This window comes from Georgfuchsia toluolica, from assembly GCF_907163265.1.
In the GTDB taxonomy this organism is placed as follows: domain Bacteria; phylum Pseudomonadota; class Gammaproteobacteria; order Burkholderiales; family Rhodocyclaceae; genus Georgfuchsia; species Georgfuchsia toluolica.
The window spans coordinates 2749455-2774286 of record NZ_CAJQUM010000001.1 but is presented as its reverse complement, the minus strand read 5'-3'; the positions used below and the strand labels follow the sequence as shown (position 1 = coordinate 2774286).

Here is a 24832-nt window from a genome sequence, read left to right as displayed (position 1 = left end):
CTTCGAGGAGTATGATATTTCTGGCCTCTTATTGCGGTGAGTGTGCGTATGTTATGCGAGCACGAATTTGCGTGTATTGAACATAATAGCCTTTGTTGTTGGAAAGTATTGCTATTGAGTTACCAAAGGTTGGCCTGTCTTAGGAGATCTCCGATGAAAGGGATTAGCAGTGCGTTTGATGTCTTTATCCGAGAACCGGATGACATTCGAACGGCTGCGCTGCGGATGCGTGAAATATCTGAGGAATTGGGGCCCTTTCTCATTCTTGCCTGTGATGACATTTCAAGTCCCGCACCCATGTGCGATGCAGAGGGGAACATTCTTGCGGTTGAAGTATTCAGGTGGGTCGAAAAAAGCAATTGGTACCAGAACAAGGCCCTTGCCTTGGGTGATCCAATCAGTGTGGCCTGCCGTCACGAGAGTGAAACCTTTTGTTTCAGCGGGGGAAGATTCATATCCAATCAGCCCAGTGGATTACTGAATTCTGACGATTTATGCAATATCGGCAAGCTTGGGTTCAACCCAACGTCTGGAATCATAGTTCCCATCCATATGTCGATGGGAACCATCGGCGCAGTGGGTTGGTACAATTTTGATGAGGATTTTGACGTTGTACCTGTCTATCGGCGACACGGGGACGACTTGCTGGTCATGGCGAGTCGGTTTATCAATGGCTACAGAAAAGTAACCCGGCCGAACGATCAACTGAAAGTTAATGATCCTCACCTGACCAAGCGGGAAGTCTTGTGCTTGAAGTGGGCTGCTTTCGGCAAGACCGACGAAGAAATAGCCCTTATCATCGGGCGGTCCACTTCTACTATCCGTTTCCACCTCAACAATGCGGCAATGAAACTTAACACCAGCAATCGTCCACAAACAGTTGTGAAGGCGTCACAGTTGGGGTTCATCGGCCAATATCATATGGCGGCATCACCATCTGTTGCTGGGTGTGCGAAGCAACAGAGCAAGAAAGTCTAAAGCGAACCTCTGCTGGTAGAGCAAATTCAGGATCGACGATAGTTTGTCTCGGCCCAATATATACGAATCTCAATAGATAGTATTTCTATCCTGTCGTCGACGATACTGCCCAGATAGACGACAAATGAATCAGTGCCATTTCCCCTGTTTCTATGTTTGTATCAAATTAATTTGAACATGAATTACCCTCGCCTAAAGGCGAGGAGTTTGTGGATCCCCGAAGGGGACTCTAAATCCGCGGCAGCAAAGTTTCGATGGGCGGCGGTATGCACGCTGGATCGGATTCGAAACCCATGTTGACAACAAGCGCACGCTCACGATCCTGTTCTTCCTTGGACGCGCTTAGCACGAGCTTTCTGACCGATGCCAGTGCCGCCTCGCCACCTTTCGCATGCACGGCTTTAATCAGTTCCCCGACAGTTGCGCGTAGATCGAAAATCGCCGTCTCCAGTTCCGCCGGCTCGGCACGTGCCCGTTCCAGCACGTCAGCGCCTTGTTCCACCAGCGCCTTGAGTTGCGTCATGGCGGCGCCGCCGGCATTAGGGTTCACTTGCGCAATCAGTTCGCGGGAAAGTTTCACGTATCGGTCTAATTCGTCACGATCATAACGATAGGCAATCGGCAGACGCTTATAGATCATCTGCAGTGTGCCGATGACGAGCCTCGCCTGTTCCTGGGCCATCTTGTGCTCAGGATCGACCGCCGGCAGCACCACGTCAATCATGGCTTTGATCATGGCCTGCAGCTGTATGTCGGGACGTACGTCCATTTAGCCTACCTCCTCTAGTTTATCGCGCAAATATGCCAGGACGGGATAACCCAAACCCATGACCCAGGTCAGTAACAGATCCTGATGGGTCTTGCCGTTGCGTGCTGGCCTGTAGCCGGATGCAATGACGATAACGGCGGTACGGTAAGATTGAAAGATATGATAGTAATCGATGGTCTTCTGATCAATGGTCAAGCCCGAGGCCTTCTCGAAGGCTTCATACAACGCCTGGACCGGCATCATGCCGCTGGCGAGGAGAGTCGACCCATCCTCTGAGTAATGAGAGAAATAAGGCAGCGTCGTAAACGCAACATCGTAGTGGAAATCGCCGAGGTATGCCAGTTCCCAGTCCAGCCAGGCGGTGATGCGATCGTCATGCTCGGTATACAGGAAGTTGCCTGCGCGGAAATCGCCATGCACCAGCGAAAGTCGATCAACAGTGGGCATGTTGTCGCGCAGCCAGATGGCGGCCAGCCTCATGAGCGGAATGTCCCGGTTGCTGTCTTCCTCCCAGATGCGCTCCCACCAGTTCAGGTGCATGCTGATAGCATCGGTGCCGAGGGCCGGAACATCCAGGGAACTCAGATCGGCCTTGCGCCAGTCCCAAGTATGCAGCTTGGCAAGATGCTCGACATACTGCTTGGCCAGTACCTTCCTGACCTCCGGGCCGAAATTGGTGCCGAGCCCGGTGACGTTGCTCACGACACCGCTCGGCTTCGCAACGCCTTCGGCAAAACCGTAGATGATCGCCGGATAGGGAAAATGCGTGCCGTCCTGGTCGATCCAATAGACGGGGGGCACAGGCAATATCTCGCCGACCGCCCTGATGACCTGGAATTCGCGCAACCGGCTCGTTTCAACAATAGATTCGGCCGGCTCCATGCGAATCACCATGGGCGTTATGGTGCGGCCGACGCCCGGTTGATTCCAGTCGAGCTTGAATGCAACTTGGAGTTTGGAGGCCCCTCCCGAGAGCCATTTCGCATCGCGAACTTCGAAGGTGTCTTTCAGTTCATTCGCCAGTAGAGAGTGCAGGCTGGCACATAGGGTTTCCAGGCTGACCGGCGAGTAGCTGGGGCCGTTCCGGCGCTGCAGTTTGCGGGTGAAGATGCGATCCATCTCCTTTTCGCAGGGAAAGCGTTTCCGCAGGCTGGCGATCCATTTCGGTGAAGGATGGTTCTTATCAATAGCTGCCACATCCATGGTACTGTTCCTCATTTGAAGCCGTAAGGTTTGTACGGGCCGTTGATGAACATCTCGAGATGGCCAGCACCTTTCGTTACGGTGCCATCGGGCGCGTAGGTCGTGATGCGGAGCAAATACTCGACGCCGTGGATCGGTTCTCTGTAACTCAGCCCCATCTGCATGGAGTCAGGCGCGTTCGTGCCGTCGGCGCCATAGGGAACATAGTGGAACGGCTGTTTCGAAAAATCGAACTCGTCCCATTCAGTCACTAGGGTCTCGGAACCGTGATAACAGTGGACTGTGCCGCCATCCTTCCAGCTTCCCGGCGTATAGCCGATTGTTTGCGGAACCCAGGGTGGCGCCGCGGCTTCCATCTCTTGACGCCATTCGCGACCGTGACTGTCCTTGAGAGTGACTACAGCACATCTCATGATCCGCGTGCCGGGTTCAAACTCAATGGCATGGCTGGCGCCGGCCATCTCGATCACCTCATCCGCCCAACCCTTGTAGATGCGTCCTCCGAACGGCGTGCCGAAGACGTCGTCAAGCTTGCGCTGCATGCCTTCGGCATCCTCGTGCATGTGATAAAAGCCGCTGTAGTCCCCACTTTTGAACACCACCCAGAAACGCAGCGCGCGCGCTGCACCGCTCGGTGGTTTGGGAGGTAGCCAGCGATCGTCAACGGCAAAGGGAGGTCGTTCGAAATAGAGACCCCAACTATGGTCGCGTACGCCGACCCAGCCACTATTGCCAACATCCCAGTTGCGTTTGCCGAGACGCAGGATCCCGCTTGTCGTGCCCGGTTGTGTATAGCGACTCTGGTCGGTGGTACGCCGTCCCCGCCTCTCGGCGCTGTGATGTCCCTCAAGAAATGCAGGAGACGATCCTTCCCACAGGATATCGAAACTGATGCCGCTGTCGTTGTCATCAAGGATCAGGCGGATCTTCTTGAGCGGCTCAATGATCTGAACCCGGAAAGGTCCGACACAGAGGTTGTAGTCCTGTCGCCAGCTGCGACTAAAACGAAAGGTACGTTGGACACCGCCGAGATTAAAGAGCGCGTAACCCCCAATCATGTCAGTGTTCGGATTGATCCGGAAACCCGTGCAGAAGAAAATTTTTTCATCCGGGTTGATCACCCCAAAGAAGTACCCTTCGTCCCAGTTGAAATCGGTCGATGGAATGTAGCTGACGGGATAAGGGGTGGTATGTAGAGGAAACTCGTCGTAGGGGGTTAGCATGTGGGGCATCGTACTTCCTTTCGTATTTGAGCGATAGCTAAAGCCTATTGAAGTTGCGCATTATTCGGTTGAATCAGAATTGTGTGTCAATGACTTTGGGACGCCGGAGTGCTTAGACTGGCGTCGGAAGATGAGATGTTTCCTGGTCGGCGGGATCCTCTATTGTTGAGTTGATTCTCGCGGGCAATTATCAGCTTATGTTGACGACGAACTGTCGGACTAGCTCTTTGATTGCATCTGTGCCACAAGCTTGGGCAAATTCGGTTGGCCGGTGGCTGCCATAAGTCCGCCATCGGCGACCACGATGCTCCCGGTCATGAAACTCGCCGCATCGGAGGCAAGAAAAGCCAACACGTTAGCGATTTCCTCTGGTCGGCCGGCACGTCCCATTGGGACGTTATCAACCCAAGTCTTGCTTAGTCCCGCTTCGATGATGAAGGCGCTCATGGGAGTATCCACATAGCCGACGCAGACGGCATTTGCGCGAATGTTGTCCTTGGCATGGTCAATTGCCAGCGATTTCGTATAATTGTTCACAGCACCTTTTGCGGCGTTGTAGGCAGTGAACCCATAGTCGGCGGCAAGACCGGAAATCGAAGAAGTGTTGACTATGGCGCCACCATGGCGGCGCTTCATTAAGGGAATGGCCGCCCTGCATGCATAGAAAACAGCATTGAGATTGACAGCGATAGTCTGAGCCCACGTTTCAGGGTCGAGGTCGGGTGTGAATCCGAGGCAGGGCAGGCCGGCATTGTTGATAAGGATGTCTAGGCCGCCAAAAGCATCGGCTGCTTTTTCGATTACGGCTTCAACCTCCGTCCGAATGGCAACGTCGCATTTTTGGAAGATCATGGAGTCAGCGCTGATTTTGTGCGCCCAACTGTCAACGGCGGGTTCTTTACGGGCGCAGATCACAACGCGCGCGCCTTCTTCCACTAAGAGTTGTGCCGTAGCCGCACCGATACCTGTCGTGCCGCCGGTAATCACCGCGATCTTCCCGTAAAATTGCTTACCCTTCATTGCCATCCCCTCTCAAATTTACCGCCTTTGTTCACCTCGCCTTTTCGATGATCCTGCTTTGGCGATTCTGGTATCTATGAAATGAGTTTTACTCAGACATCAAAACCCTTCCAAGGCAAGCGGTAACCGTTCTCGCACATGCCGTAGCCGACTGTCCCGTCAGACATGCGGTACTCCGCGATCTGTTCGCACATGATGAAGTTGTCCAGGGAGAAGAACCAACGGAGCAAAGGCTTGAAGGTGAACTCGTATTTTCGGTCATTCTCGTCGGTGAATTTCCAGTGTCCGCTGGCAATCGAGAAAGTGTCATCGGCATAGGTCTGTTTAGCTTCGATGTCCTTGACCCGCAGCCACTTCTTGCCGTCGTGGTACATGCGCATGTACGATGTTTGTTTGTCGGTTGAGACGGCGCGAAGGCCTGCGAGCGCGGTGCCGTTCTCGAATATTGGCCATGCCAGGCGGTAGTGGGCGAGACAGTCCCAGTTTCGGGGACCTGCGCCGATATCGCGAAAACCGGTACCGTTAATTTCTGTACGGTCACCGCGATGGATGATGTGGCCACTTACTCTTGACGTACCTTCGAGATGAATGTGCGCCATTTCGGTGGGAAATACCTGGACGTTCTGGGCAATCGCAATCGCATCCTCCAAGGGATGCAATTCGTCCCAAGCAAGATCCACCGAAAAATCCTTACTTGAGAACACTATTCGGGTCTTCTTCAAGGGTTCGACGGCATGAATGTACATGCCGGCAATCTTGACGCCGTTTGCCGGTCGATCGTAGGTATAGGGCAAGTTCATATTCACCCGATTGAAGATCGGCAGACCGTCTTTAAAGAAGATAAACCAGGTATTACTTTCCCGGTGGTTTTCATGCAGGCCAAGGCGAATCAGCGCGGCAACCTTGGTCGTGGGATCATAGAAGTTGTAGTAAAAGCTTTGGCCCCAGTTGGGATTACCGTCACCAGGAATCAGGCCTTCGTATATTTCATATTGCTTACTCATTTTGTCAGCTCTCCATAATGGGCGCTCATATTGTTTTTCAATCAAGTGTTATAGGGGCAGTACTCAGTAAGATCACTCTTGGACAAGTCGTCTCACAGATGGAGCCAGTCAGTCGATGATCGTACGTATGGGGCGCAGTCTTCTTAACTCATACGCAACAGTCGGCAATGGAGGGATACGACATCGTCATGGCTTCACCGCTTGTGGTCTAAATTATCGGCTCACGAGAACTAAGAACGCGTTCCCGGTCTCTCGCCGATCAGGGTTTCGATGGCCGGGATTGCCTTCGGATCGGGTTCCCAGCCCTGCGTAATCAGCCATGAACGTTCTCGCAGCAGTTGCCCCTTGGCATGCGTCGTCACACTCGAGCTAATGTGCGTGAGTTTCGCCATGTCGTTCGTGGCATAGATCGCCATGATCAGCGCGCCGATCTTCTCGCGCAAGTCAAAGTTCGCCGCTTCCAGCTCGCTCGGCTCGGCGCGCGCGCGTTCCAGCACGTCTTCGCCCACTTCGACGCTGGTGGACAGGGCGTACATCGCTTCGTCCGCGCCGGGCAGGCCCTTGGCCTGGCTCTTCAGGGTTTCTGCCAGGGCGAGGAAGCGCAACAACTCGTCGCGATCATAGCGATACATCAGCGGCAGGCGCTGGGCCACCAGATGCAGCATACCGATCACCAGGCGCACCTGTTCCTGCGCCAGCTTGTTGTCCGCGGCCACGGCTGGGAGTACCACGTCTGTCATGGCCTTGATAACAGTTTTAATCTGCAGTGCGGGGCGAAGTTCCATGTCAGAGCACCTCCTCAAGTTGTGTTCTGAGTTCGTCAAGAACAGTGTAGGAGCAGCCCATGACCCAGGCCACGAGTATGTCATGGTGCGTCTTGCCGCTGCTGCTAATGCGATATGTCGTAGCGTTTGTCAGGGTTGCCAGTTGGTAGGCGTTCTTGATTCGGTAATAGGTGAGCAGCTTTGGGTTGATACTCAGACCCGAAGCCTTCTCATAGGCTTCGCAGAAGTCGCTTTCGGACATCAGTCCGCCAACAAGAAAGGTCTTGCCGTCTTCGGCGAGGTGCCCGAACATGACGTTCACCACCCAGGCCAGGTCTTCATGCCGATCACCGAGGTGAGCTAGTTCCCAGTCGAGCCAAGCAGAGATCTTGTTGTCATGCTCGGTATATAAGAAATTGCCGGTGCGATAGTCGCCATGGATAACCGACACGTGGTCGACCACGGGCATGTTGTTGCGCAGCCAAGCAGAGGCCAGACGCATCAGCGGGATGTCTTCGTTGGAATCTTCCTCCCAGATGCGATCCCAGCAGTTGAGCTGCCATTCGACGGCCTGGGTCGTGCCTGGCGCAGGTTTGTCGAAGGCGCTTAGATCGGCCGTACTCCAGTCGAACAGGTGAATGCGTGCAAGGTGATCGACGAACTGCGGCCCGAGTATTGGCCGTAACTCGGGGCCGAGGTTGGTACAAAGGCCGGCGACGTTGCTGATCGCCTTGGAAGGTTTGGTAACTCCCTCAACAAATCCGTAGATGATGGCCGGATAGGGGAGAAAATTGCCTTCCGCATCGATCCAGTGGATGGGCGGCACCGGCACGTGACTCTCGAACGCTTTGATGATCTGGAATTCGCGCAGACGGCTGGTCTCTACTATTGATTCGGACGGTTCCATGCGCAGTACCATGGGCGTACTGGTCCGGCCGACGCCGGGCTGGTTCCAATTCAGAGTAAAGGACATCTGCAGTTTTGAGGCACCGCCCGAGAGCCATTTGGCCTCGGTGATTCGAAATTCACGCTTGATTTCGCTGCGTATCAGCGCCTCGGTGCCCTTGACCAGGGTCTCGAGACTGACCGAGGTAAAGGGTGGGCCAGCTCGGCGCTGCATTTTTCGCGTCAGAATGCGATCGATTTCTTTCTCACAAGGAAACCGCGTGCGCAGATGCTCGATTAATTCATGCGTGGGATGGCTCTTATCATAAGCGGACATTGGCTACCTCTATTATGGATATATCTGCTGGCAAGAGAAAAGGCGACAGATCGTACCTTCTATCGCCTAATACTCTTGTTCGACGATGTTGTTGAGAGTTCTAATCTCGCATTGTTGCTAAATGGCGTAGGCACCACCGTCCACGCATAAATCGGCGCCGGTGACGAACTGAGCTTCATCGGAACACAGATACAGGGATGCATAGGCAATATCCTCAGGTATACCGATCCTTCCCATGGGGAGCGCCTCCTCAAGGGCCTTCATCATGTAATCTGGAACTTCGCCCAAGATCGGCGTCTTGATCACGCCGGGATACACCGTATTTACCCGCAAACCGCGGCGAGCATATTCCACTGCGGCCGCTTTGCTCATGGCCCGCACTGCCGCCTTGCTCGCATGGTAGGCAATCCCTTCTGGGCTTCCAACCAAGCCATAAAGAGATGAGATATTGACGATCGCTGCGTTTCCAGATTTCAGAAGTTCCGGCATCGCGGTCTTCATGCCCAGCCACACGCCTGTCTGGTTGACGGCAACGACTCGGTTCCAACCTTCATTCGATTCCGATTCCACTCCCCCCGGAATGAAAATCCCCGCGTTGTTGATCAACGTTGTCAAAGAGCCAAAGCGGCCGACTGCCTCGGCCACCGCCTTCTTCCAGTTGCTTTCGTCGGTTACATCAAGGCGAAAAAATTCGGCTTCACCACTTTTACGCTTAACATCATCCACGACTCTGCATCCCAATTCCTCTTGAACGTCGCATACGAGAACTTTGGCCCCCGCATCACTGAAGAGCCGCACATGGGCGGCCCCGATGCCGCTTGCGCCACCCGTAATAAGCGCTACCTTGTTCTGTAACCTCTTGTTCATCTCTATTCCTCCTATTTGAGTGTTTGAACGATAAGAAATGCAGTGCTGTCCGGTTAAATGAAGAGTTGAATCGCTAAAAGCAATGACTGTTGCGGGTATTAGTTCTAACAACTTTCTGCTGCCAACAGCAACCGTCTACGCACTCTACAAGAGCCGCTGGCAGGCCGAATGATTCATCAACGAATCAAACAGCATCTTTGTATAAAGCGATTCTTCGGAACATCGGGTATGTGGTCAAGTCGCTGAGCTGGATTGCCATGTCCGCCTATGCCTTCGTCACCATCATCAGAAAATGCCACAGCCTCGACGTTTCACTCTACACCCTGCTATAGATTCTGTCGGTCACCCTTTTCGAGAAGATACCCATGCAGCAATCCTTCACGACATAGGCATCACCCGAAAACCAGAGTAATTTTGCCACGCGACTGTTACTCTTCGAGTATGCCCCGGGCACCACTACCACAGTGTGTTTGGCGAGAATATACGATTGCAAAATTACTTGTATTGAACGTTATGGCCTTTCCACTTGAATGGCGTTGCCATCCCGTCGTTGACGATGCTGTCCAGATAGGCGACAAAATGAGTCAGAGCCATTTCCTCGTTCCTATGTTTGTATCAAATTAGTGTCTTTCTTCACTACTGCCACCAACCTGATAGCAACGCTGACTAAAACGCATGCCGAAGTCTGCTCGACGACAAGTTCAAGTTCTACGCGACGCCACGGCTGCTGATCGTCGATAAAATTAAATACTTGCCGATCGGCAGAACGGATGCCAACCTGTTCTTCCAGTTGATCAGCCGCAGCTATGAGCGTGGCCCAATGATCCTGACCAACGACCAAAATTTCGGTGATTGTGGCGAGACATTTGGCGACCGGGCCATTGTCACCGCGATTATCGACCGCCTACCTCATCATGCCGTGACGCTCAATACTCGCGGCGATCAGTACCGGCTCAAGATAATATGATGACTAGCCTCGTCCGTCCGGAAGACGGCCTAAGCGTATCCAGGATGAGGGGAATTCGATTGCCACACCTGGGGAAAATTAGGTTGCCCTTGACAGCTTAGCCACAAAATTAGTGAAAATCTTTGGCAGCGGTTAGTCTTACGAGGGAAAGCGCTCCTTCTACCTGAATGTCAGCGGGCGCAAGGGCAACAGACTCTCACACCTTTCGCATCGAGCAAGGTCAAGTCGCTGAAAGATGCGGCTGGCGTGCAGATTGGCTGGCGACGAAGGACGCATCGATCCAAGACGCTTTGAGTCTGACGAATTGCGCCGTATCGGCGAGCGCTGATCGCCGAGCTTTGCTAGTTTTTGGCGCACAAGATGGCTTGCAGCGAACTGCGTTGCAGGTCGGTCAAACGCTGGTTGTCAGCCATGTAATCACAGGCTCGGCGTCCTGTCGCATCACTTTGGCTGACTGCGGCACCGCGCTCGACTAGCAAGCGTATTAGCGGTTCGGCAGCACCGGCCGCAGCGTACATCAAGGCCGTTCGACCGGCTACCGCACCCTCGCCGTTGTCGATCCCGCCAGCGCCTTCAGCGTGCCAGGCAATTGTCGCGCGTTGCGGATCAGCACCCGCATCGAGCAGAATCTGCGCGCTTCCCTGCTGGTTGGTCTGCGCTGCCGTCATCAACGCCGTCTTGCGCCAGTCGTTGCTGGCGTTCGCGTCGAGGCCTGCCACCAACAATTGGCGCAATGTCTCGGGATCCCTTACGGCGGCCATCAATGCGGTGTCGCCAGCCGGCCCGCTGCCTTTACTGGAGCCTGTCATGCCGATTTCATATTTAACGAAGTCGGCTATGACCTCGGGTAGGGCGCGATTCAGCACGGCGCTGTGCAATCCGGTATAGCGACGACCCTGCTCCAGATCTCCCGGCACCGGCGCCGGCGCGTAACGCGGCCTGGCTTTGGGATTTTTCCCAAGAGTGGAAGGCGCAGCCTCTTGCAAATTATCCGCCGCCTTGTCCAGTGTTTCGATGATCAACAAATCTGCCGCCGCGACCGCCTCATCCGGCTTCAATCCTTGGCTGTTCTGATAGGCCCGTATGAGTTCGACATGCGCGGGCTGAATCAACGGAATCAATCGTCGATAGAGTAATTTGCACGGCAGATTGCGTTCTGACCAGGTGAATATCGCCTCCATCGCCGCGTCATGCCTGCGCCGCAGGGCTCCCTCACGCTGATAACGGTCGACTACGTCCAACATCAGCAGAGGCATGTTGTAGAAGGTCCACAGAGATTCCTTGTCCAGCAATACTTCATCCTGCCGCTCATCAGGTGCAAGAGCTTCGGGGGCTTCGCCAGACATGGTGTTGAGCACGTTGCGCAGCTCGGTGTACAGCGGCAGCCGCTCGAAGACTCTCGCCATTGGCGGCGTCAAATAGGTACGAAAGAGGCATCTTGGCTGCAAGCTTGGCGTCAATTCGTACACGCCGGCATGCGGCGATTCCCCGCGCGCAGCGGCCGCGTAATAACCCCAAGTTTCGACCACCAGGACGAATTCGCGTTCGCCGAACATGAAGACGTCGAGCGCGGCATAGTCGAGCGTTTGCGAGGAACTGGCGCTGAAGCTGCCACCGGCATTCGGCAATTGGGCAACCCAGACGGGTAAGGCATTTTCGTCGATCAGGTTTTGTCCGTTGCGGGACAAGCCTTTGGCGCGCAGCTGATAACTGGCATAAGGGCCTGCCTCGTAGAGGCTTGCGGCCAGGTTTCCTGTTTTGTCAGCACTGCTGCGCGGCCCATGGGAACCGGCCAGTTCGCTCAAGCCGGCTATGCGGGAAGGGTCGACCTGCCCAATGTCGCTGATCGCCACATTGAACTTCCTACCCAGCTCGGCGCACAGTGCTGGCTCGCGGTCATCGACGAGGCGGAATTCGACATAAGCTGCAAGTGGGTGCTGCTTGCCGGCTAGGGAGCGCGGCTGCGGCACCGGCCAACGCTGCAGCTCGGTGATGCGTGTGCGATAGAGGCTTAGCAAACAGTTGGCCGGCGCCGTCCGCGCCGCAAGGTCGCGCTGGTTGGCGGACAGGCATTGGCTGGCACGGCTGAGCAGCCAGCGGCGCTGGTTGGCGAGGAGTTCGGAGCGTCCGAAGAAGTCGAGCTCTCTAAGCTTGCCCCGGAAAGACTGCGCCATCTCTCGGTCTAGTCCGGCTAGTGCTTCGTTCTCGCAGATGACTTCCTGCAGCGGAATTACCGGCATGGTGCAGTTGAAGCTGGCCGAATATCGCGTAGGCTGCAAGACCCTCGGTGGCGTCGGCAGGCTTTGCGTGCCGGCACATGCGGTGATCAGCAAAGGCAGAATCCATGCGGCCCGGAGCCAGGTGCCCGCTGCAGTCTTCATCGTCTATCTCCTTTTCGGCAGTTCAGCGCGTGCGGAAATTGGCGCTGCCATAGATGACATATTGTTCCGCGCCAAGATCGGGCGGCGGTGGAAACGGGCCGGCTTTGAGCAATGCAGCTTCGGCAGCGGCGTCGAGCATACCGTCGCCACAGGGTTCAATATGATGCGAGATCATTTTGCCGTTGCGATCAACCACGATTTCGTAAGGTACAGTGCATTGGCGTTTCAGCTGCTTAGGGTCGCCTTTATAGCCAGGCGGCGGCTCATAGACGGCATCGGGCGGGTAATCTAACTTTGCGACGACGCGGGTCTTGACCTTGTCGGCATAATCGGGCGGGACACGCCGTGCTCCGCCGGCGCCGCGCCCCGTACCTGCTCCAGGTGCAACGGCAACCCAGTCGTCGTCATTTTTGGCAAATTCGTGCACTGGGGCGCCCGCTGGAGCTGGCAGCTCGACTGGTTTCTTTGGTTGCGGTTTGACCGGAGCCGGCGCATGCGGCAAAGGCTGCGGCTTGATATCTTTCAGCGCTGGCGGTGCGGTAGGAGGCGGTGGTGGCCGCACCAGTTCGAGGGCGATGACATGAGGTGGCAACGCCGTGGGGCCGCCGCCCAGCGTGGTCGTGAGCAGCCAGACCAGCAGAGCGGCGTGCACCATCAGAGAAAAAACGAACGCCCCGCCGCGCGAAAACCAGTCCGGTGATGATGCGACGGCTGAATTCACTGCTCCGCAACTTCCTCTGTCAATAAACCGATCTTGGTATAACCGCCGGCTTGCAGCGCGGTCATGACAGCCATCAACTGACCATATTCCGCATGCCGATCCCCGCGCACGAAAAGACGCACCTCATGATTGCCTTGGGTTCTTGCTTGCAGCTCAGCAATCAGCTGGTGCAAGTCGCTGCGGTCGTTCTGGATATAGACCGTGCCGTTTTTTTGCACGCTGATGTAGATAGGCTCCAGCGGCGGCGGAGTCGGCGCTGCGGCGTTGGGCGGCAGGTCGACCGGCACGTCGACCATGGACAGTGGGGCCACCACCATGAAGATGATGAGCAAGACCAGGATGACGTCGACAAACGGCGTGACGTTAATCTCCGCATTTTGCTGGTAGCTGTGGCGCTTGATCTGCGATCCGCCACCACTGATTTGGATGGCCATGTTCAGCCCGCTGCATCCAGTTGGCGCGAAACTACATTGACCAGCTCGGCCGAAAAATTGTCGAGCGCACCGACAAATCCATTGATGTCGCGCACGAACTTGTTGTAGATGATCACGGCCGGAATTGCTGCGAACAAGCCGACGGCGGTAGCCAGCAAAGCCTCGGAGATGCCAGGAGCAACCATGGCAAGGTTGGTCGTATTGTTTGCGGCGATCTGAGCGAAGCTGTGGAGTATTCCCCAGACTGTGCCGAACAGGCCGGTAAACGGCGAAGTGGAACCGATTGTCGCGAGGACGCCCATGAATGTTCCAAGACGTCCCAATTCCTGCTCCTGAACGATTCCGGCATTGAGTGCAAGCCGCTGCAGCAGGCGATCCACCTGATGCGGCGTGGGCAGAGCGGAATGCGCCGCTTTGAATTGGTCGAATTCTGCCCGCGCTGCCGCCCACATCCTTCCCATCGCGCTGCTCGCGGAAGTTTGCGCGGGCGGCAGCGTCCCGGCATTCGCGCTTTGACGGAAAGTTGTTAGGAAACTTTGGTTGGTACGCCGCACACGCGAAAAGACCAAGGTCTTTTCGATCAGCACCGTCCAGGTCAGCACCGACGAAAGCGCCAGAAATATAATTACGGCTTTCACCACGATGTGCGACTGAGTGAACATCTGGCGGACGCCCAGATGGTCACTTTTGACAGCGTGCACCCATGAGGCTGCTGTGGCTACCGGGGTAGCAGCGCTGGCAGCTGTCGCTCCCGCAGTGGTCTCAGTTTGTGCCGCTGCCGCTGTGCTGATCGCGACCAGCAGCGTCACAACCAGCAAGCCCTGTATGACGCCGCCGAACAGATTACGCAAAATGGTTTCCCGCATGGTGCCTCCGATATGTTATGTGTATGCCACTTTTTCAACGCGGATGTTTGTTGAAACATACCTTGCATGTAATCAACGTGCAAACCACATGGATTTGACGATGGCGAGAAATCTACAGTTACTGATCACAATATCGTTGTTGCTTGTACCGGGTTGTGCCGGCAATGATGCACAAGGACAACAGCAACCGCTCGATAGACAATTGCTGCCTGATGCCCAGGGAGTGGGCTACGATGCGCTGGCCGAACAAACCCCGCAGTATCCGGCGCTGTATTGCATCACCACCGGCGGCTCTTGTGTCCTAGTCACGCCGGCGGATACCGGTTTGTCCTGCACCTGCGATTCGAATAATCCCAAATACAGCTATGGCGGCCGTACCGGCAGCATTCAACCGTCGTCAAAATACGTAGTCGTTGCGACTGGCCGAGAACAGACCTTAAGGTAACCTGCCGGAATTCAGGACTGGGCATGAGCTATCAACGGTTACCCATGGCGCCGTCGCCATCCGGCCATAAACCGGATGGCGACGGCGCCATGGGTAAGGCAACCGCAAGGTTCACTTATCTCCGCTCAAATTCTGTCGCAATCATACGTAGGCCATTACATCACTTCGTTCGATCCACGGCTTCTTTACACGCGTCAGAATTGTGTTTTCCTCGACAAACGTTAGCCGCATACAACTCGTGGGCAAAATGATGTGCGAAGTCATCTGTAAACAGGCGTTTCCAGGGACGCCTCATGAGTTGGGTCGTCAATCCACGTACAACGCGATCTTGTTTCATCATGATACCGGCGATTTCCCAGGCACGAGGTAACAGCTTTTCGCGAGAGTGCACCTCGTTGACAAGTCCCCATTCCAATGCCTGTTTTGCATCAACGCCTTCAACCATGTACGATGCCCAATTGGCGCGCTTCAGTCCAATTAGTTGCTGAAATACGAGAAGACTCGCATCTCCCGGGACAAGCCCGATACCCCAGTGTATGTCAACAAAGCGAGCATCATCGGCACAAATGGTCAAATCGGCAAGCAAGGCAAACTCCGTGTGAAATCCGGGGCCATTTATTACCGTAATAATTGGGATATCAATAGACCAGAGCATGTTCTCTTGTAACTTTAATCCATCAAGAAACCAGAGGTCGTAGTTGGTTTTCCTGAATGTATCCTCGTTGCTTTCTTGTTTGGTGAAGCTTTCCTTACTGAACTCACGAAGCCAGTAATCTCCTGTCCCGGTCAGGATCATCACTTCGTTATCGCGGTCAGCGCCAACCGCCTGAAACATCTGAGGCAACGCCTTGTGCAACTCAAAGCCCCATATCGCCCCCTCTCCCTTGTTATGCATTCTGACTTCTATAATGCCGTTCTTACGCGTCATAACAAAATGGTCTTTGAAGCGCTCCCTGTATGACTCGAAAGGTTCATCCTTAACAAAATCAAATCCAAGTTTCTTTGACTCTTCATGAATTCCCATGTCTATTTTCCTTTCAGCAAATGATTAGCATCCCATCTGGTCTATCAACGCATCGGATCACATATATGCTGGCTTGTTCAGACCTTTCCTAAACACTAGGCGACGACTCTAAGTGAATTTGAAATCATAGTATTGAAGATTTCAACCGTTATTCTTGTGGTTTGTTGCTCTTGCTCTGAGGGAGTAAAGGTCATTCTGGGCGCAATAACCTAAAGTCAAATCGAGCACTCTTGAAGATAATAGTCATCTGCCACGGGTTCAACGTCGGCTGTGGCCGAAATGCTCCCATTCCAAACCTTGTATTTCTCTGCTGTCTCGCTAATATCTGACCTGCCCCCAATAGCCTTACCAGTCAATCGGCAGGAAGCCCAGTTGCAAGGTTAACCAAACTGCATGGTCTTGCACTGCATCGGCAGCAAGCTGCCGATGCAGTGCGGCGTATTTGGCTGGTGGAATTCCGCTGGGGTTGCGAAGCCAGTTCCACGATCGAAGCCACGATTCTCTAGTGTTGGTACTGCCATCAGTGGTGTCCAAGTTGGACTTCAACGCCGTGGTGAATTGCAGCCACCCGGACTTTGGCGCACTCAAGCCGTCCGCGCCGCAGCCAGTGGAGTGGGACAAGCGTCTGTGAGAGAAAAAGCCGTGAGCCACACTATCCTGGACGCATAAAATGACCAAAGCGGTCATTTTATGTGACATGAATAGCAATGCCCATCGAATTCCCATCCTGCCGGTAGCTTCACGCTTGCTGTTTGTGCCGCTTTGCGCTTCGCGTGCAGATTCCATGTCGGCACCGGCCAGAGAAAATCACGGTGACAAAATCAAATATCAAGCGATGAAATTTTAGTGCCACCGCACTTTCGACATAACCAACGGTCGGACATCATCGTCTGACCATCCCATTCCCATTCGTGTTCGCAATTTGGATCAGGCTTCCTGGGAAACGTTGACTGAGCCGATCGATTGCGGGATGGATCTTCGCGCTTTCCGCGTGCAGATTTCTTGGCGGCTTTCATCGCAGTGTTCCTTTCGATATCGGTCTTTATGCCACAACCAGTATGCGGGCAACGCAGGCTCGCCCGGTGAGCCTGTCAGGAGATAACCCCACCGCCAGAAATTTCACTTCTGGATCGTTTCCGCCTCGCTATCCATCCCACCTTCCATCGATCTGCAAACCTCCTCGCCACCCGGTCATACCAACAGGGCCTGTCATTGAAGTCCCTAAGTAGCGCACTGTATGTGACGGCGCCAGCCTTCCATGCCACCGTGAGCCGGGCATCAAAATCCGCCAGGTACCAGAAGGCCAGTTGCAACAGATGGTGGCGCTCCACGACCGGCCGCATCTCGAAGAACACGCGCCCGGTCTGAACCGGAACGTCGGCGATGCCGATTTCCCGGCAGGCGAATTCGCGCAACGCGACGTTTCGATACCGAACTCCAAGTAGCCAGCAAAGTTGGTGTAGCACGTTGTAATAGCGCACGCTACGCGGTTTGAACCAATCGCCACGGCCTTCCAGCCGGCGCACCGCGATGTCCATCGCTTGCCTCGCGCTTTCCTCATAGAACGTCACCGCCGTCGGCGGCGCCTCGCGCAAATCGAAATCGCAGCGATGGCATTCGGTCAGCAGCCCGCCCTCGATCTCCGTGGGCAGCGCCGGTGGAAGGCGACCGATGCGCCGCAGCGTGGGCAGCGATCGTGGAGCAGCGCCCCATGGATCGAACAATAAATATAGAGCGCCACGCGCCAGCGCTTGCGGAAATACGGCTCGGCATCGGCGACGAGACACGCCGGGCAGAACTGCAGCCCGAAACCGTGGCGCTCGCGGTGTTACATCCGGAGCGGCAGAATCCATTGGGTGATGAAGCTTTCGCGGTAGTCGCGGTACAGGACGCCCTCATACGCGCGCAGCGTGCAGTTGCGTCCAACGTCGAGCGGCGTCGCCGTGTTTTCGCAGAGGGTGTCGATGAGCCAGGACGGCGCTAGGCGGTCGATGTCGCGGTTCCACAACTGGCGCTGCGATCCAAACAGCAGGCGGCAAAAAGACTGTGCTTTCAGCCCATGCGCATGTGCCAGGCGCACCAACCAGCTGGACAACAGCTCGTCGGGTAATGGTTTGAGATGGACGGGCCACAGCGGCCGCGTCAGGCCGTCGCGTCTTTTTCTAGGCAAGCTTCGGCGGCGTCTGCCGCATCGAAGGTTTCACCCACTTCAGTTTCTCCAGCGCCGCCAGAGTAATGCGTTCTTCCCCGGAACGAATGACGGCAATCGAGGCCAACTTCAGCACGTCGTGCATATCGCCCAGAATTCCCTCGCTCATCCAGACGATCTTCTGCAGCAGTTCCGGCTGCTTGAGAAGCGCGGGCTTACGCAGCGGCAGGCGCCGCTCGAAGGAGGCGAGAAGCTTTCCCACTTCCTCGTCGCAATTCCAGAGCGGCAAGTGATCGGGTTGGAACCGGTTCGATAGCTGCGGGTCGGTCGTAAACACCGTCCAGGCCTCCTTGATGCCGGCGGCGACGATGGGAATCTTCAACTCATTACCGAGATCCTTGATGCCGACGCGAAATTCGCGCTGCTTGACGGCGCCACCGATCAGCATGTCATGGATCTCATCGATCAGCAGCATGCGCGTGCCGACTAGGCCCAACAGTTTCTTCACGGCGCGCATGCGTTCCCCGGGAGACGATTTTTCTCGATAGGGCGCGTTCAGCTGGTCCAGGATGCGCGCACACAATTAGCCGATGTCGGGCGACGATAAGCGGACCATCACCGCCGGCACAATCGCGGCCTCTCCTTCCGGGTTCTGGTCGGGTGGATGATTGTCCATGAAGCGCCGCAGCAGATTGGTCTTGCCGTTGTTGCTGCAGGCGACTATTAGCAAGTTTGGCATGCGATCGATAGGTGGATGCGCCAGCAGTTCTTCCATCCGCTCGAGGATTTCCTTCGAGCGACGATACGGAATCCGGTAGCCGGCCTGGATCGCCCAAATCCGGGTTTCAGCGTCGGCATCGGCCATGGCGCGCGACTGTTCGCGCAGATGCGGATAGCGCATAGCGAGTTCGGCCTCAGCGGCTTCGGCCGCACCGTTATCTGCGACCAGATGCGGCTTAGTCGTCATCGTCGTAGGCCGTCACCGCGTCGGGGTCGTAGCCGCGGATGGCCGGCGGCGGAGCGTTCTGCGCCGGTTCTGCCGCGGCGATCGTCGGCAACTCCGTCTTGCGGCGCTTGCGCGTCCTTTCGTCCTCGACGGTGCGCTGCTTCCGGCGTCGAGCCGACTTGGTCTTGGCCTTGGCCTCCTCGACCACGGTGCGCATCTTGAGGATCGATTGAAACACCTCGCGCTCATCCACGCCTTTCTTGCCCTTCTTGGCCATGGCGGTCTTGGCGGCGCGGAATTCCCAGAGACTCACGGCCGGCAGGCTGAGGTCGCGGTAGGGAACGGGGAAGTAGCGCCTGGCGTTGGGCTCGAAAAAATAGATCCGGCTGATGTCGCGCGGATCGCGACGGAAGCGGAACGAGCGTTTCGCCTTCGAGTTGGACGGATCAAAGCTATTGATCCACGGGCGCAAAACGTCGGCGAAGTAATGCACGTCCCATTGCACGCCGTAGTCCTGAATGGTGCGGTCCTCATAGGGCAGGAAATCGATGCGCACTTTCTCCTCGTCGAGGCGCCGCGCCGGCAATCCCCGCCCCGGCCGCCCCTTGGTCCCGAGTAGGCCTTCCCGGTATTTGTGCAGGGGGCTGGTGCCGATGCCCTTGTGCTCGCGGTGGTGATACTTGCCGATCAAATACACGAGCCACTTTTCCAGCTCGGTGAGGGTCATGACGGCGTGCTTCTCCGATTTGTATTCGTCTTTCTGCTTCGGATTGGCGAAGGTGGCGCCCGGGACCTTGTTCAACTCTTCGGAAAACGTTCCCATGAGGCGCTCGATATGGCCACCGTAGTGCGGTGTCTTCACCGGCCGCAGGTGCAGGTCGAAGTCGTATTCCTGAGCCGCGGCGCGCAGCATGTTGCCGCGGAACTCCTTGGCGTTATCCATGTGGAGGATGCCCATGACGCCCCAGCAGGGCCAATCGGCGTCGTGGATGTCGCGGTCGGCGAGCCACTTTTCCTTGGGGAGGATGGCGTGGGAGACGCACATCCCCGCCGACATGGCAGAGGGCGGATTCAACGACAAATACATACCCGTGACAACGCGGCTATAGACGTCGATCGAAAAGGTAACCCACGGCCGCAGAATCGATTCGCGCAGTTCATCATCCACGATGATGACCGGCAGGGGGTATGGTCGATCTGGACGATCCCCAGTGGCCAGTCGGCATCGGGAATTTGGCCTTCGATGGCGTCATGCAGTTCGCGCGCGGCTTTTTCGCCATAGCGAGCCGCCGTCATCTCGCGTCCTGCGCTCCAGACGACGCGGCGCCGCACGGTCTGGTAATGCGGAACCTTCAGGCCGGCCGCTTCGCACTCGATGCGGATTTTTTCGAGGGTGGCGGCGACCGTCGGGTGCGCATCGGTCTTGTAGTAGTTGTCGATGTTGTCGGCGATGATCTTTTCGACAGTTGGGTCTTGGAGCCTCGCCTTGCCTCTGCCGCCCTCCCGTTTCACCGGCAGCAGCGAGGACAACAGTCCCGTATCCAGATAGTCGCGCCGCCAACGGTAGAGGGTACCGAGCGTAATATCGCTCTGCTCGGCAATTCGGGCGGCGACCGCCGATCCCCACGCACCGGGCCGGAGAAGCGGCTTGATCAGTTCGAGCTTGTGCCGGGCAATCTCCCAGTCCTCGCTCGACACATCCTGCAGATCGATATTCTTCTGGGTTTCTCGGTCGTCGGCCTCTTTACCGCTCGGCCGTAATTCCGCAATGGGCAGCGTCTCGAGCGTTCCCGAATCGAGGTTCTTCGCAAGCACCTTGTCCAAGGCGATGACATTGGTGATGACGTATTTCCCGCCAAGATAACTGATCTCGGTTCCCTTGACGACGGACAGCAGCGGCAGGACGCCGGTCATGAAGAGGCCCCCGTCTTGGGAAGCTTCAAGCGGACGCCGTCGGACACCGGCTGGTCGAGATTGACCTCGAGACGCCGGGTGACGACGAGGTGCCAGACGACGGGAATCATGTGCAGCTTTTCCGCGTCGGAATGGCACAATCGACCGATCAACTGCGCATAGGTGGCCTTGCCGCCCATCGCCTTCAGACCTGCAATCACCTTGGATATGTCGTCGGCGTTGGGTGATATGTAGTGATTGATTTCCGCCAGCAGCGGCTTGCGCGAGATGCCGTTCGTATCGGCGCGGTAATGGACCAGGACGTCGGAAACCTATTTGGTGGCGCTTCCCTTGGCGCCCGGCACGGGCACCTTCACCGCCTGTTCTTCATAGCTTTCGACGGCCTGCGGCTGCGGCAACTTTTTTGTCATCGCTTGCCGCGAACTGAGGCTGCTCAAACTCGACGTGCTGCGCGTCTCGCACGAAAGCGGCCAGCAGCATCTCGACGTGCATCAGCTGATCCGCATCGACGTCGACCAGTTCTACGGCATCGAGATCGAGGAATTCCCGGCCCGGATCGCACAAGTGGCGCTGTGGCTGATCGATCACCAGATGAACGTGCGCGTCTCGGAAGAGTTCGGCCTCTACTTCGCCCGCATCCCGTTGAAGAGCACGCTGCACATCCACTGTGCCAATGCGTTGCGGCTGGAATGGAACGAGGTATTGCCAGCCGAGCGGGCCAATTATGTGTTCGGCAATTCGCCGTTTGTCGGCGCGAAGTTCATGAACGATAAACAGCGGAGCGGCGTAGCTGAAGTGTTCGACGGCATTGCCAGTGGCGGTCTGCTCGATCTCGTCGCCGCCTGGTATGTCAAGGCCGCGCACTACCGATGCGGTCTATGGCAAGAAGAGCTTCAAGAACGACGCCGAACGCGTCGCCTTCCTGTTCGAGCTTTACCAGAAATATACGAGCCTGCTGCCCGCAGCCGCGAATCCGAAGCGCGGCAAGCGCGCTTCAGCAAACGGGTGAGATCGTCCAGCCGAGCGAAACGGAAAACATCGCCGGTTGTTTCGTGCCGCGAGCCAGTTTGAGAAATCCGGGGTAAAGGTCGACAACCAGATCGGCCGTATCGGCGACCCTGGCATTAATGGCGTTCGGTTAGCTGTTGGGAGCCGTCACTCAATCCTGCATGTGCTCCAACACCGCCAGCACGTCCTCACGGCGCCGGAGCAATGCCATGACGACGTCAGGGGAGAATTCTGTGGCGGCACGTTCGCGAAAGAATTCAAATACCTTGTCCGTTGGCCACGGATCCTTGTAGGGGCGAAATGTCGTGAGGGCATCGAAGACATCGGCTACCGCCACAATGCAGGCTTCGATCGGGATGGCTTGCTGCGCCAGGCCGCGGGGATAGCCGCTGCCATCCCACCTTTCGTGGTGTCCCGCGGCAATCGACACCGCTATCTGGATCAACAGCGAATCATGCTCTCCCAACAGGGCGACCCCTTTGTCGGTGTGTGTTTGCATCACCGCACGTTCAGCGTCATCCAACAATCCCTGCTTGTGGAGAATGCTGTCGGGAATGCCGATCTTGCCTATGTCATGCAGTTGGGCTGCCTTTTCGATCATGAAACACATATCCATTGGCAAGCCGAGTTCTTCGGCGAGCAAGCGGCTGTAGCGCCCGACACGCGCCACATGCAGTCCTGTTTCGTTGTCGCGCAGTTCGCCGGCAAGTGCCAGCCGGTTCACCAGCGTATCGATCGCCTCATTCAGTTGCCGGGTGCGGCGCTCGACTTCCTTTTCCATCCGCTGGGCCAAGGTGGCTTGCAGACGATACGCTCGTTCGATGCGGAGCATGTTGCGCACTCTCAAACCCACTTCGACCTGATCGATGGGCTTGTTCAGGAAATCGGAAGCGCCGTACTGAAGCGCCCGGTGGCGGGTTTCCGTTTCCAGCAAGCCGGTAATGACGAGGATGGGGAATGCATGCTGTGAAGACAAGTCTGTGGCACGACCTTCTGGCAGGATTTCCCGCATGACATCGAAGCCGCTCATGTGGGGCATCTCAATGTCCAGAATCAACAAGCTGATTGTGCTTTTGTTTTCCTGAAGGTGGGCTACCGCCTTGCGCGGGTCGGTAAATGTATTGATGTAGCTGATTCCCTGCGCCTCGACAATCTTGGAAAGAAACATCACGTTTGTGATCGAGTCGTCGCAAATAATGACGCGAGCGTCAGGAAAATCGACACTGGAATTCATCAAAAGACTTGTTTGCATCGCTATGAGCTTTTAATAATACGCCGAATGCAATCGGATGGCTCGCCCATTCATTACGCTCATGCCTTTTGGAAGCTCTGCTGCGCTTTTAGGATATTGGCGATTTCCAATAATCATTTTGGCCTCACAGCCATGCCGCCCCGCGCACGCCGGAAGAATCGCCGTGGCGGTGCTTGAGAAGACGCGTAGCGACGTGATCGGAGAAGATGTACTCGCCCCACCGGTGCGGCACATTGGTATAGAGGCGATCGAGATTCGATAAGCCGCCGCCAAGGACGACGACAGCGGGGTCGAGAATGTTGATGACTTGTGCCAGCGCGCGTGCCAGGCGCGCTTCGTAGCGTTGCAGCGTGGCTTCACAGGCGGCATCGCCCTGCGCGGCAAATATGCCGATATCTTCGGCAGTCAGCACTGTTTTGTTGATGCGTTCGTGGTCAGCGGTCAGCGCCAGGCCGGAAAGAAATGTCTCGACGCAGCCGCGTCGACCACAATAGCAGGCCGGCCAAAATGATTCTTCGCCCGCGAGTCTGTTATGGCCCCATTCACCGGCAATACTATTGACACCCGTCAGCACCTTGCCATCGATGACGATGCCGCCGCCGACACCGGTGCCGAGGATCACGCCGAATACCACGGCTGCGCCTTGGCCCGCGCCGTCGACGGCCTCGGACAAGGCAAAACAGTTGGCGTCATTGGCGAGTCGCACTTCGCGTTGCAGCAGTGCTTGCAGGTCGCGGCGCAAGGGTTTCCCGTTGAGGCAGGTGGAATTCGCGTTCTTGATGAGTCCGCTGTGCCGCGACTCGGCGCCGGGTATGCCGATGCCGACGCTGCCGCGCTGTCCGAGTTCGTCCTCGACCTGTTCGACCAGTGCCGCAATCGCGGCGACGGTTGCCGTGTAATCGCCCTGTGGCGTGGCGATGCGCTGGCGCAGCAGTTCGCTGCCATCTTCGGCAAGCGCGAGGATTTCGATCTTGCTGCCGCCGAGGTCGACGCCAATGCGCAGCGGCATGGTTCCTACTTGCTCTTTTTGATGTTGGTCAGCGCGGCATGAAAGCCCGGCTCGATTTCATCCATGGCGGAGACAGTGAAACCGACATCACGCAAACGCCCATCGCTCAGAGCGTAGATCCAGCCATGCACGGCAAGCGCCTGGCCGCGCGTCCACGCATCGTGCACGATGGTGGTTTCTGCCACGTTGACCACCTGCTCGAGCACATTGAGTTCACACAGGCGGTCGGCGCGCTTTGCCTCCGGAATTTCTGTGAGCAGCGCGCGATGCTTGTCGCGCACATCCTGGATGTGGCGCAGCCAGTTGTCGATCAAGCCCAGGCGCTCGTTGCGCAGCGCGGCGCTGACGCCGCCGCAGCCGTAGTGACCGACCACCATGATGTGGCGCACCTTGAGCACGTCCACCGCAAACTGGATCACCGACAGGCAATTGAGGTCGGTATGCACCACAACGTTGGCGATGTTGCGATGGACGAATACCTCGCCCGGCAGGAGGCCGGTGATTTCGTTGGCCGGTACGCGCGAGTCGGAGCAGCCGATCCACAAATACTGCGGTGCTTGCAGTTGCGCGAGTTTGCTGAAGAATTCGGGGTCTTCGGCGCAAATGCGCGCGGCCCACTCGCGGTTATTGTCGAGAAGATGGCTGAGGTCGGGGTTATTCATGGTA

Annotated in this window: 25 protein-coding genes and 2 pseudogenes; 5 read left to right on the top strand and 22 right to left on the bottom strand. The window is 56.4% G+C overall.

The window, feature by feature from the left end:
* The first annotated feature begins 153 nt into the window (after window positions 1-153).
* Window positions 154-978 (top strand): helix-turn-helix transcriptional regulator, encoded by an 825-nt coding sequence (locus tag K5E80_RS13185; protein WP_220636593.1) that lies wholly within the window; start codon window positions 154-156, stop codon window positions 976-978.
* 229 nt (window positions 979-1207) lie between these two features.
* Here K5E80_RS13185 and K5E80_RS13180 read toward each other — a convergent pair whose 3' ends face one another.
* The 8 genes from K5E80_RS13180 to K5E80_RS13145 all read right to left on the bottom strand — a co-directional run bounded on the left by K5E80_RS13180 (window position 1208) and on the right by K5E80_RS13145 (window position 9050).
* Entirely contained in the window at window positions 1208-1747 is a 540-nt protein-coding gene (locus K5E80_RS13180; protein ID WP_220636592.1) for a hypothetical protein, read from the bottom strand.
* On the bottom strand, window positions 1748-2950 hold the full coding sequence (locus K5E80_RS13175) for a phosphotransferase family protein (RefSeq protein WP_220636591.1): 1203 nt from the start codon (window positions 2948-2950) through the stop codon (window positions 1748-1750).
* An 11-nt stretch (window positions 2951-2961) separates the two neighbouring features.
* Window positions 2962-4173, bottom strand: coding sequence for an Rv3169 family protein (locus K5E80_RS13170; RefSeq protein WP_220636590.1), 1212 nt, complete (start codon window positions 4171-4173; stop codon window positions 2962-2964).
* 219 nt (window positions 4174-4392) lie between these two features.
* Window positions 4393-5193, bottom strand: a complete 801-nt coding sequence (gene budC / locus K5E80_RS13165; protein WP_220636589.1) for a meso-2,3-butanediol dehydrogenase — start codon at window positions 5191-5193, stop codon at window positions 4393-4395.
* A 92-nt stretch (window positions 5194-5285) separates the two neighbouring features.
* Window positions 5286-6197 (bottom strand): DUF7064 domain-containing protein, encoded by a 912-nt coding sequence (locus K5E80_RS13160; RefSeq protein WP_220636588.1) that lies wholly within the window; start codon window positions 6195-6197, stop codon window positions 5286-5288.
* Window positions 6198-6427: 230 nt separating this feature from the next.
* Window positions 6428-6982 carry a hypothetical protein gene (locus K5E80_RS13155; RefSeq protein ID WP_220636587.1) on the bottom strand — a complete coding sequence of 185 codons (555 nt, stop codon included), beginning with the start codon at window positions 6980-6982 and terminating at the stop codon, window positions 6428-6430.
* Window position 6983: 1 nt separating this feature from the next.
* The gene (locus K5E80_RS13150; RefSeq protein ID WP_220636586.1) at window positions 6984-8183 is read right to left on the bottom strand and encodes a phosphotransferase family protein; all 1200 of its coding nucleotides are present in this window, start codon (window positions 8181-8183) and stop codon (window positions 6984-6986) included.
* Window positions 8184-8300: 117 nt separating this feature from the next.
* Complete coding sequence (locus tag K5E80_RS13145; protein WP_220636585.1) at window positions 8301-9050, bottom strand: glucose 1-dehydrogenase; 750 nt, start codon at window positions 9048-9050, stop codon at window positions 8301-8303.
* A gap of 685 nt (window positions 9051-9735) precedes the next feature.
* On the opposite strand from K5E80_RS13145, the gene K5E80_RS13140 reads away from it, so the two are divergent.
* Entirely contained in the window at window positions 9736-10017 is a 282-nt protein-coding gene (locus tag K5E80_RS13140) for an ATP-binding protein (RefSeq protein ID WP_220637334.1), read from the top strand.
* A 341-nt stretch (window positions 10018-10358) separates the two neighbouring features.
* On the opposite strand, the gene K5E80_RS13135 is transcribed toward K5E80_RS13140, so the two are convergent.
* Genes K5E80_RS13135 through K5E80_RS13120 form a run of 4 tightly spaced genes read right to left on the bottom strand, consistent with a single transcriptional unit; the run spans window position 10359 to window position 14419 of the window.
* Window positions 10359-12398, bottom strand: a complete 2040-nt coding sequence (locus K5E80_RS13135; RefSeq protein WP_220636584.1) for an ankyrin repeat domain-containing protein — start codon at window positions 12396-12398, stop codon at window positions 10359-10361.
* 22 nt (window positions 12399-12420) lie between these two features.
* Window positions 12421-13119: a TonB family protein gene (locus K5E80_RS13130; RefSeq protein ID WP_220636583.1), complete on the bottom strand. Its 699-nt coding sequence runs from the start codon at window positions 13117-13119 to the stop codon at window positions 12421-12423.
* Entirely contained in the window at window positions 13116-13553 is a 438-nt protein-coding gene (locus K5E80_RS13125) for a biopolymer transporter ExbD (protein WP_220636582.1), read from the bottom strand. Before K5E80_RS13125 ends, K5E80_RS13130 begins: the two co-directional genes overlap by 4 nt.
* Window positions 13554-13555: 2 nt before the next feature.
* Window positions 13556-14419: a MotA/TolQ/ExbB proton channel family protein gene (locus K5E80_RS13120; RefSeq protein WP_220636581.1), complete on the bottom strand. Its 864-nt coding sequence runs from the start codon at window positions 14417-14419 to the stop codon at window positions 13556-13558.
* A gap of 88 nt (window positions 14420-14507) precedes the next feature.
* Here K5E80_RS13120 and K5E80_RS13115 point away from each other — a divergent pair, with 88 nt between their 5' ends.
* Window positions 14508-14864, top strand: coding sequence for a hypothetical protein (locus K5E80_RS13115; protein ID WP_220636580.1), 357 nt, complete (start codon window positions 14508-14510; stop codon window positions 14862-14864).
* A gap of 160 nt (window positions 14865-15024) precedes the next feature.
* Here the strand turns inward: K5E80_RS13115 and K5E80_RS13110 are convergent, their stop codons facing one another.
* Window positions 15025-15888 (bottom strand): enoyl-CoA hydratase/isomerase family protein, encoded by an 864-nt coding sequence (locus K5E80_RS13110; protein ID WP_220636579.1) that lies wholly within the window; start codon window positions 15886-15888, stop codon window positions 15025-15027.
* A gap of 670 nt (window positions 15889-16558) precedes the next feature.
* Between K5E80_RS13110 and K5E80_RS13105 the strand changes: the two genes are divergently transcribed.
* Window positions 16559-16735, top strand: a complete 177-nt coding sequence (locus K5E80_RS13105) for a hypothetical protein (RefSeq protein ID WP_220636578.1) — start codon at window positions 16559-16561, stop codon at window positions 16733-16735.
* Window positions 16736-16979: 244 nt separating this feature from the next.
* On the opposite strand, the gene K5E80_RS16800 is transcribed toward K5E80_RS13105, so the two are convergent.
* The 6 genes and pseudogenes from K5E80_RS16800 to K5E80_RS13070 all read right to left on the bottom strand — a co-directional run bounded on the left by K5E80_RS16800 (window position 16980) and on the right by K5E80_RS13070 (window position 21097).
* Entirely contained in the window at window positions 16980-17612 is a 633-nt protein-coding gene (locus K5E80_RS16800) for a hypothetical protein (RefSeq protein ID WP_246590983.1), read from the bottom strand.
* Window positions 17510-17968 (bottom strand): annotated as a pseudogene (locus tag K5E80_RS16795) (TniQ family protein). The gene K5E80_RS16800 and the pseudogene K5E80_RS16795 overlap by 103 nt, the downstream one beginning before the upstream one ends.
* Window positions 17969-18050: 82 nt before the next feature.
* Window positions 18051-18902: pseudogene (locus tag K5E80_RS13090) on the bottom strand (TniB family NTP-binding protein).
* A 91-nt stretch (window positions 18903-18993) separates the two neighbouring features.
* Window positions 18994-20151, bottom strand: a complete 1158-nt coding sequence (locus K5E80_RS13080) for a Mu transposase C-terminal domain-containing protein (protein WP_220636574.1) — start codon at window positions 20149-20151, stop codon at window positions 18994-18996.
* Complete coding sequence (locus K5E80_RS13075) at window positions 20055-20897, bottom strand: hypothetical protein (protein ID WP_220636573.1); 843 nt, start codon at window positions 20895-20897, stop codon at window positions 20055-20057. The genes K5E80_RS13080 and K5E80_RS13075 overlap by 97 nt, the downstream gene beginning before the upstream one ends.
* The gene (locus K5E80_RS13070) at window positions 20894-21097 is read right to left on the bottom strand and encodes a hypothetical protein (protein ID WP_220636572.1); all 204 of its coding nucleotides are present in this window, start codon (window positions 21095-21097) and stop codon (window positions 20894-20896) included. Before K5E80_RS13070 ends, K5E80_RS13075 begins: the two co-directional genes overlap by 4 nt.
* Window positions 21098-21305: 208 nt before the next feature.
* On the opposite strand from K5E80_RS13070, the gene K5E80_RS13065 reads away from it, so the two are divergent.
* Window positions 21306-21968, top strand: coding sequence for a DNA methyltransferase (locus K5E80_RS13065; RefSeq protein ID WP_343213265.1), 663 nt, complete (start codon window positions 21306-21308; stop codon window positions 21966-21968).
* Window positions 21969-22056: 88 nt separating this feature from the next.
* Here the strand turns inward: K5E80_RS13065 and K5E80_RS13060 are convergent, their stop codons facing one another.
* From K5E80_RS13060 to can, 3 genes are all read right to left on the bottom strand, one after another.
* Entirely contained in the window at window positions 22057-23139 is a 1083-nt protein-coding gene (locus K5E80_RS13060; protein ID WP_220636570.1) for an HD domain-containing phosphohydrolase, read from the bottom strand.
* 142 nt (window positions 23140-23281) lie between these two features.
* Window positions 23282-24160: an ROK family protein gene (locus K5E80_RS13055; protein ID WP_220637332.1), complete on the bottom strand. Its 879-nt coding sequence runs from the start codon at window positions 24158-24160 to the stop codon at window positions 23282-23284.
* A gap of 11 nt (window positions 24161-24171) precedes the next feature.
* Window positions 24172-24828 carry a carbonate dehydratase gene (can, locus tag K5E80_RS13050; protein WP_220636569.1) on the bottom strand — a complete coding sequence of 219 codons (657 nt, stop codon included), beginning with the start codon at window positions 24826-24828 and terminating at the stop codon, window positions 24172-24174.
* Between the last annotated feature and the right edge of the window lie 4 nt (window positions 24829-24832).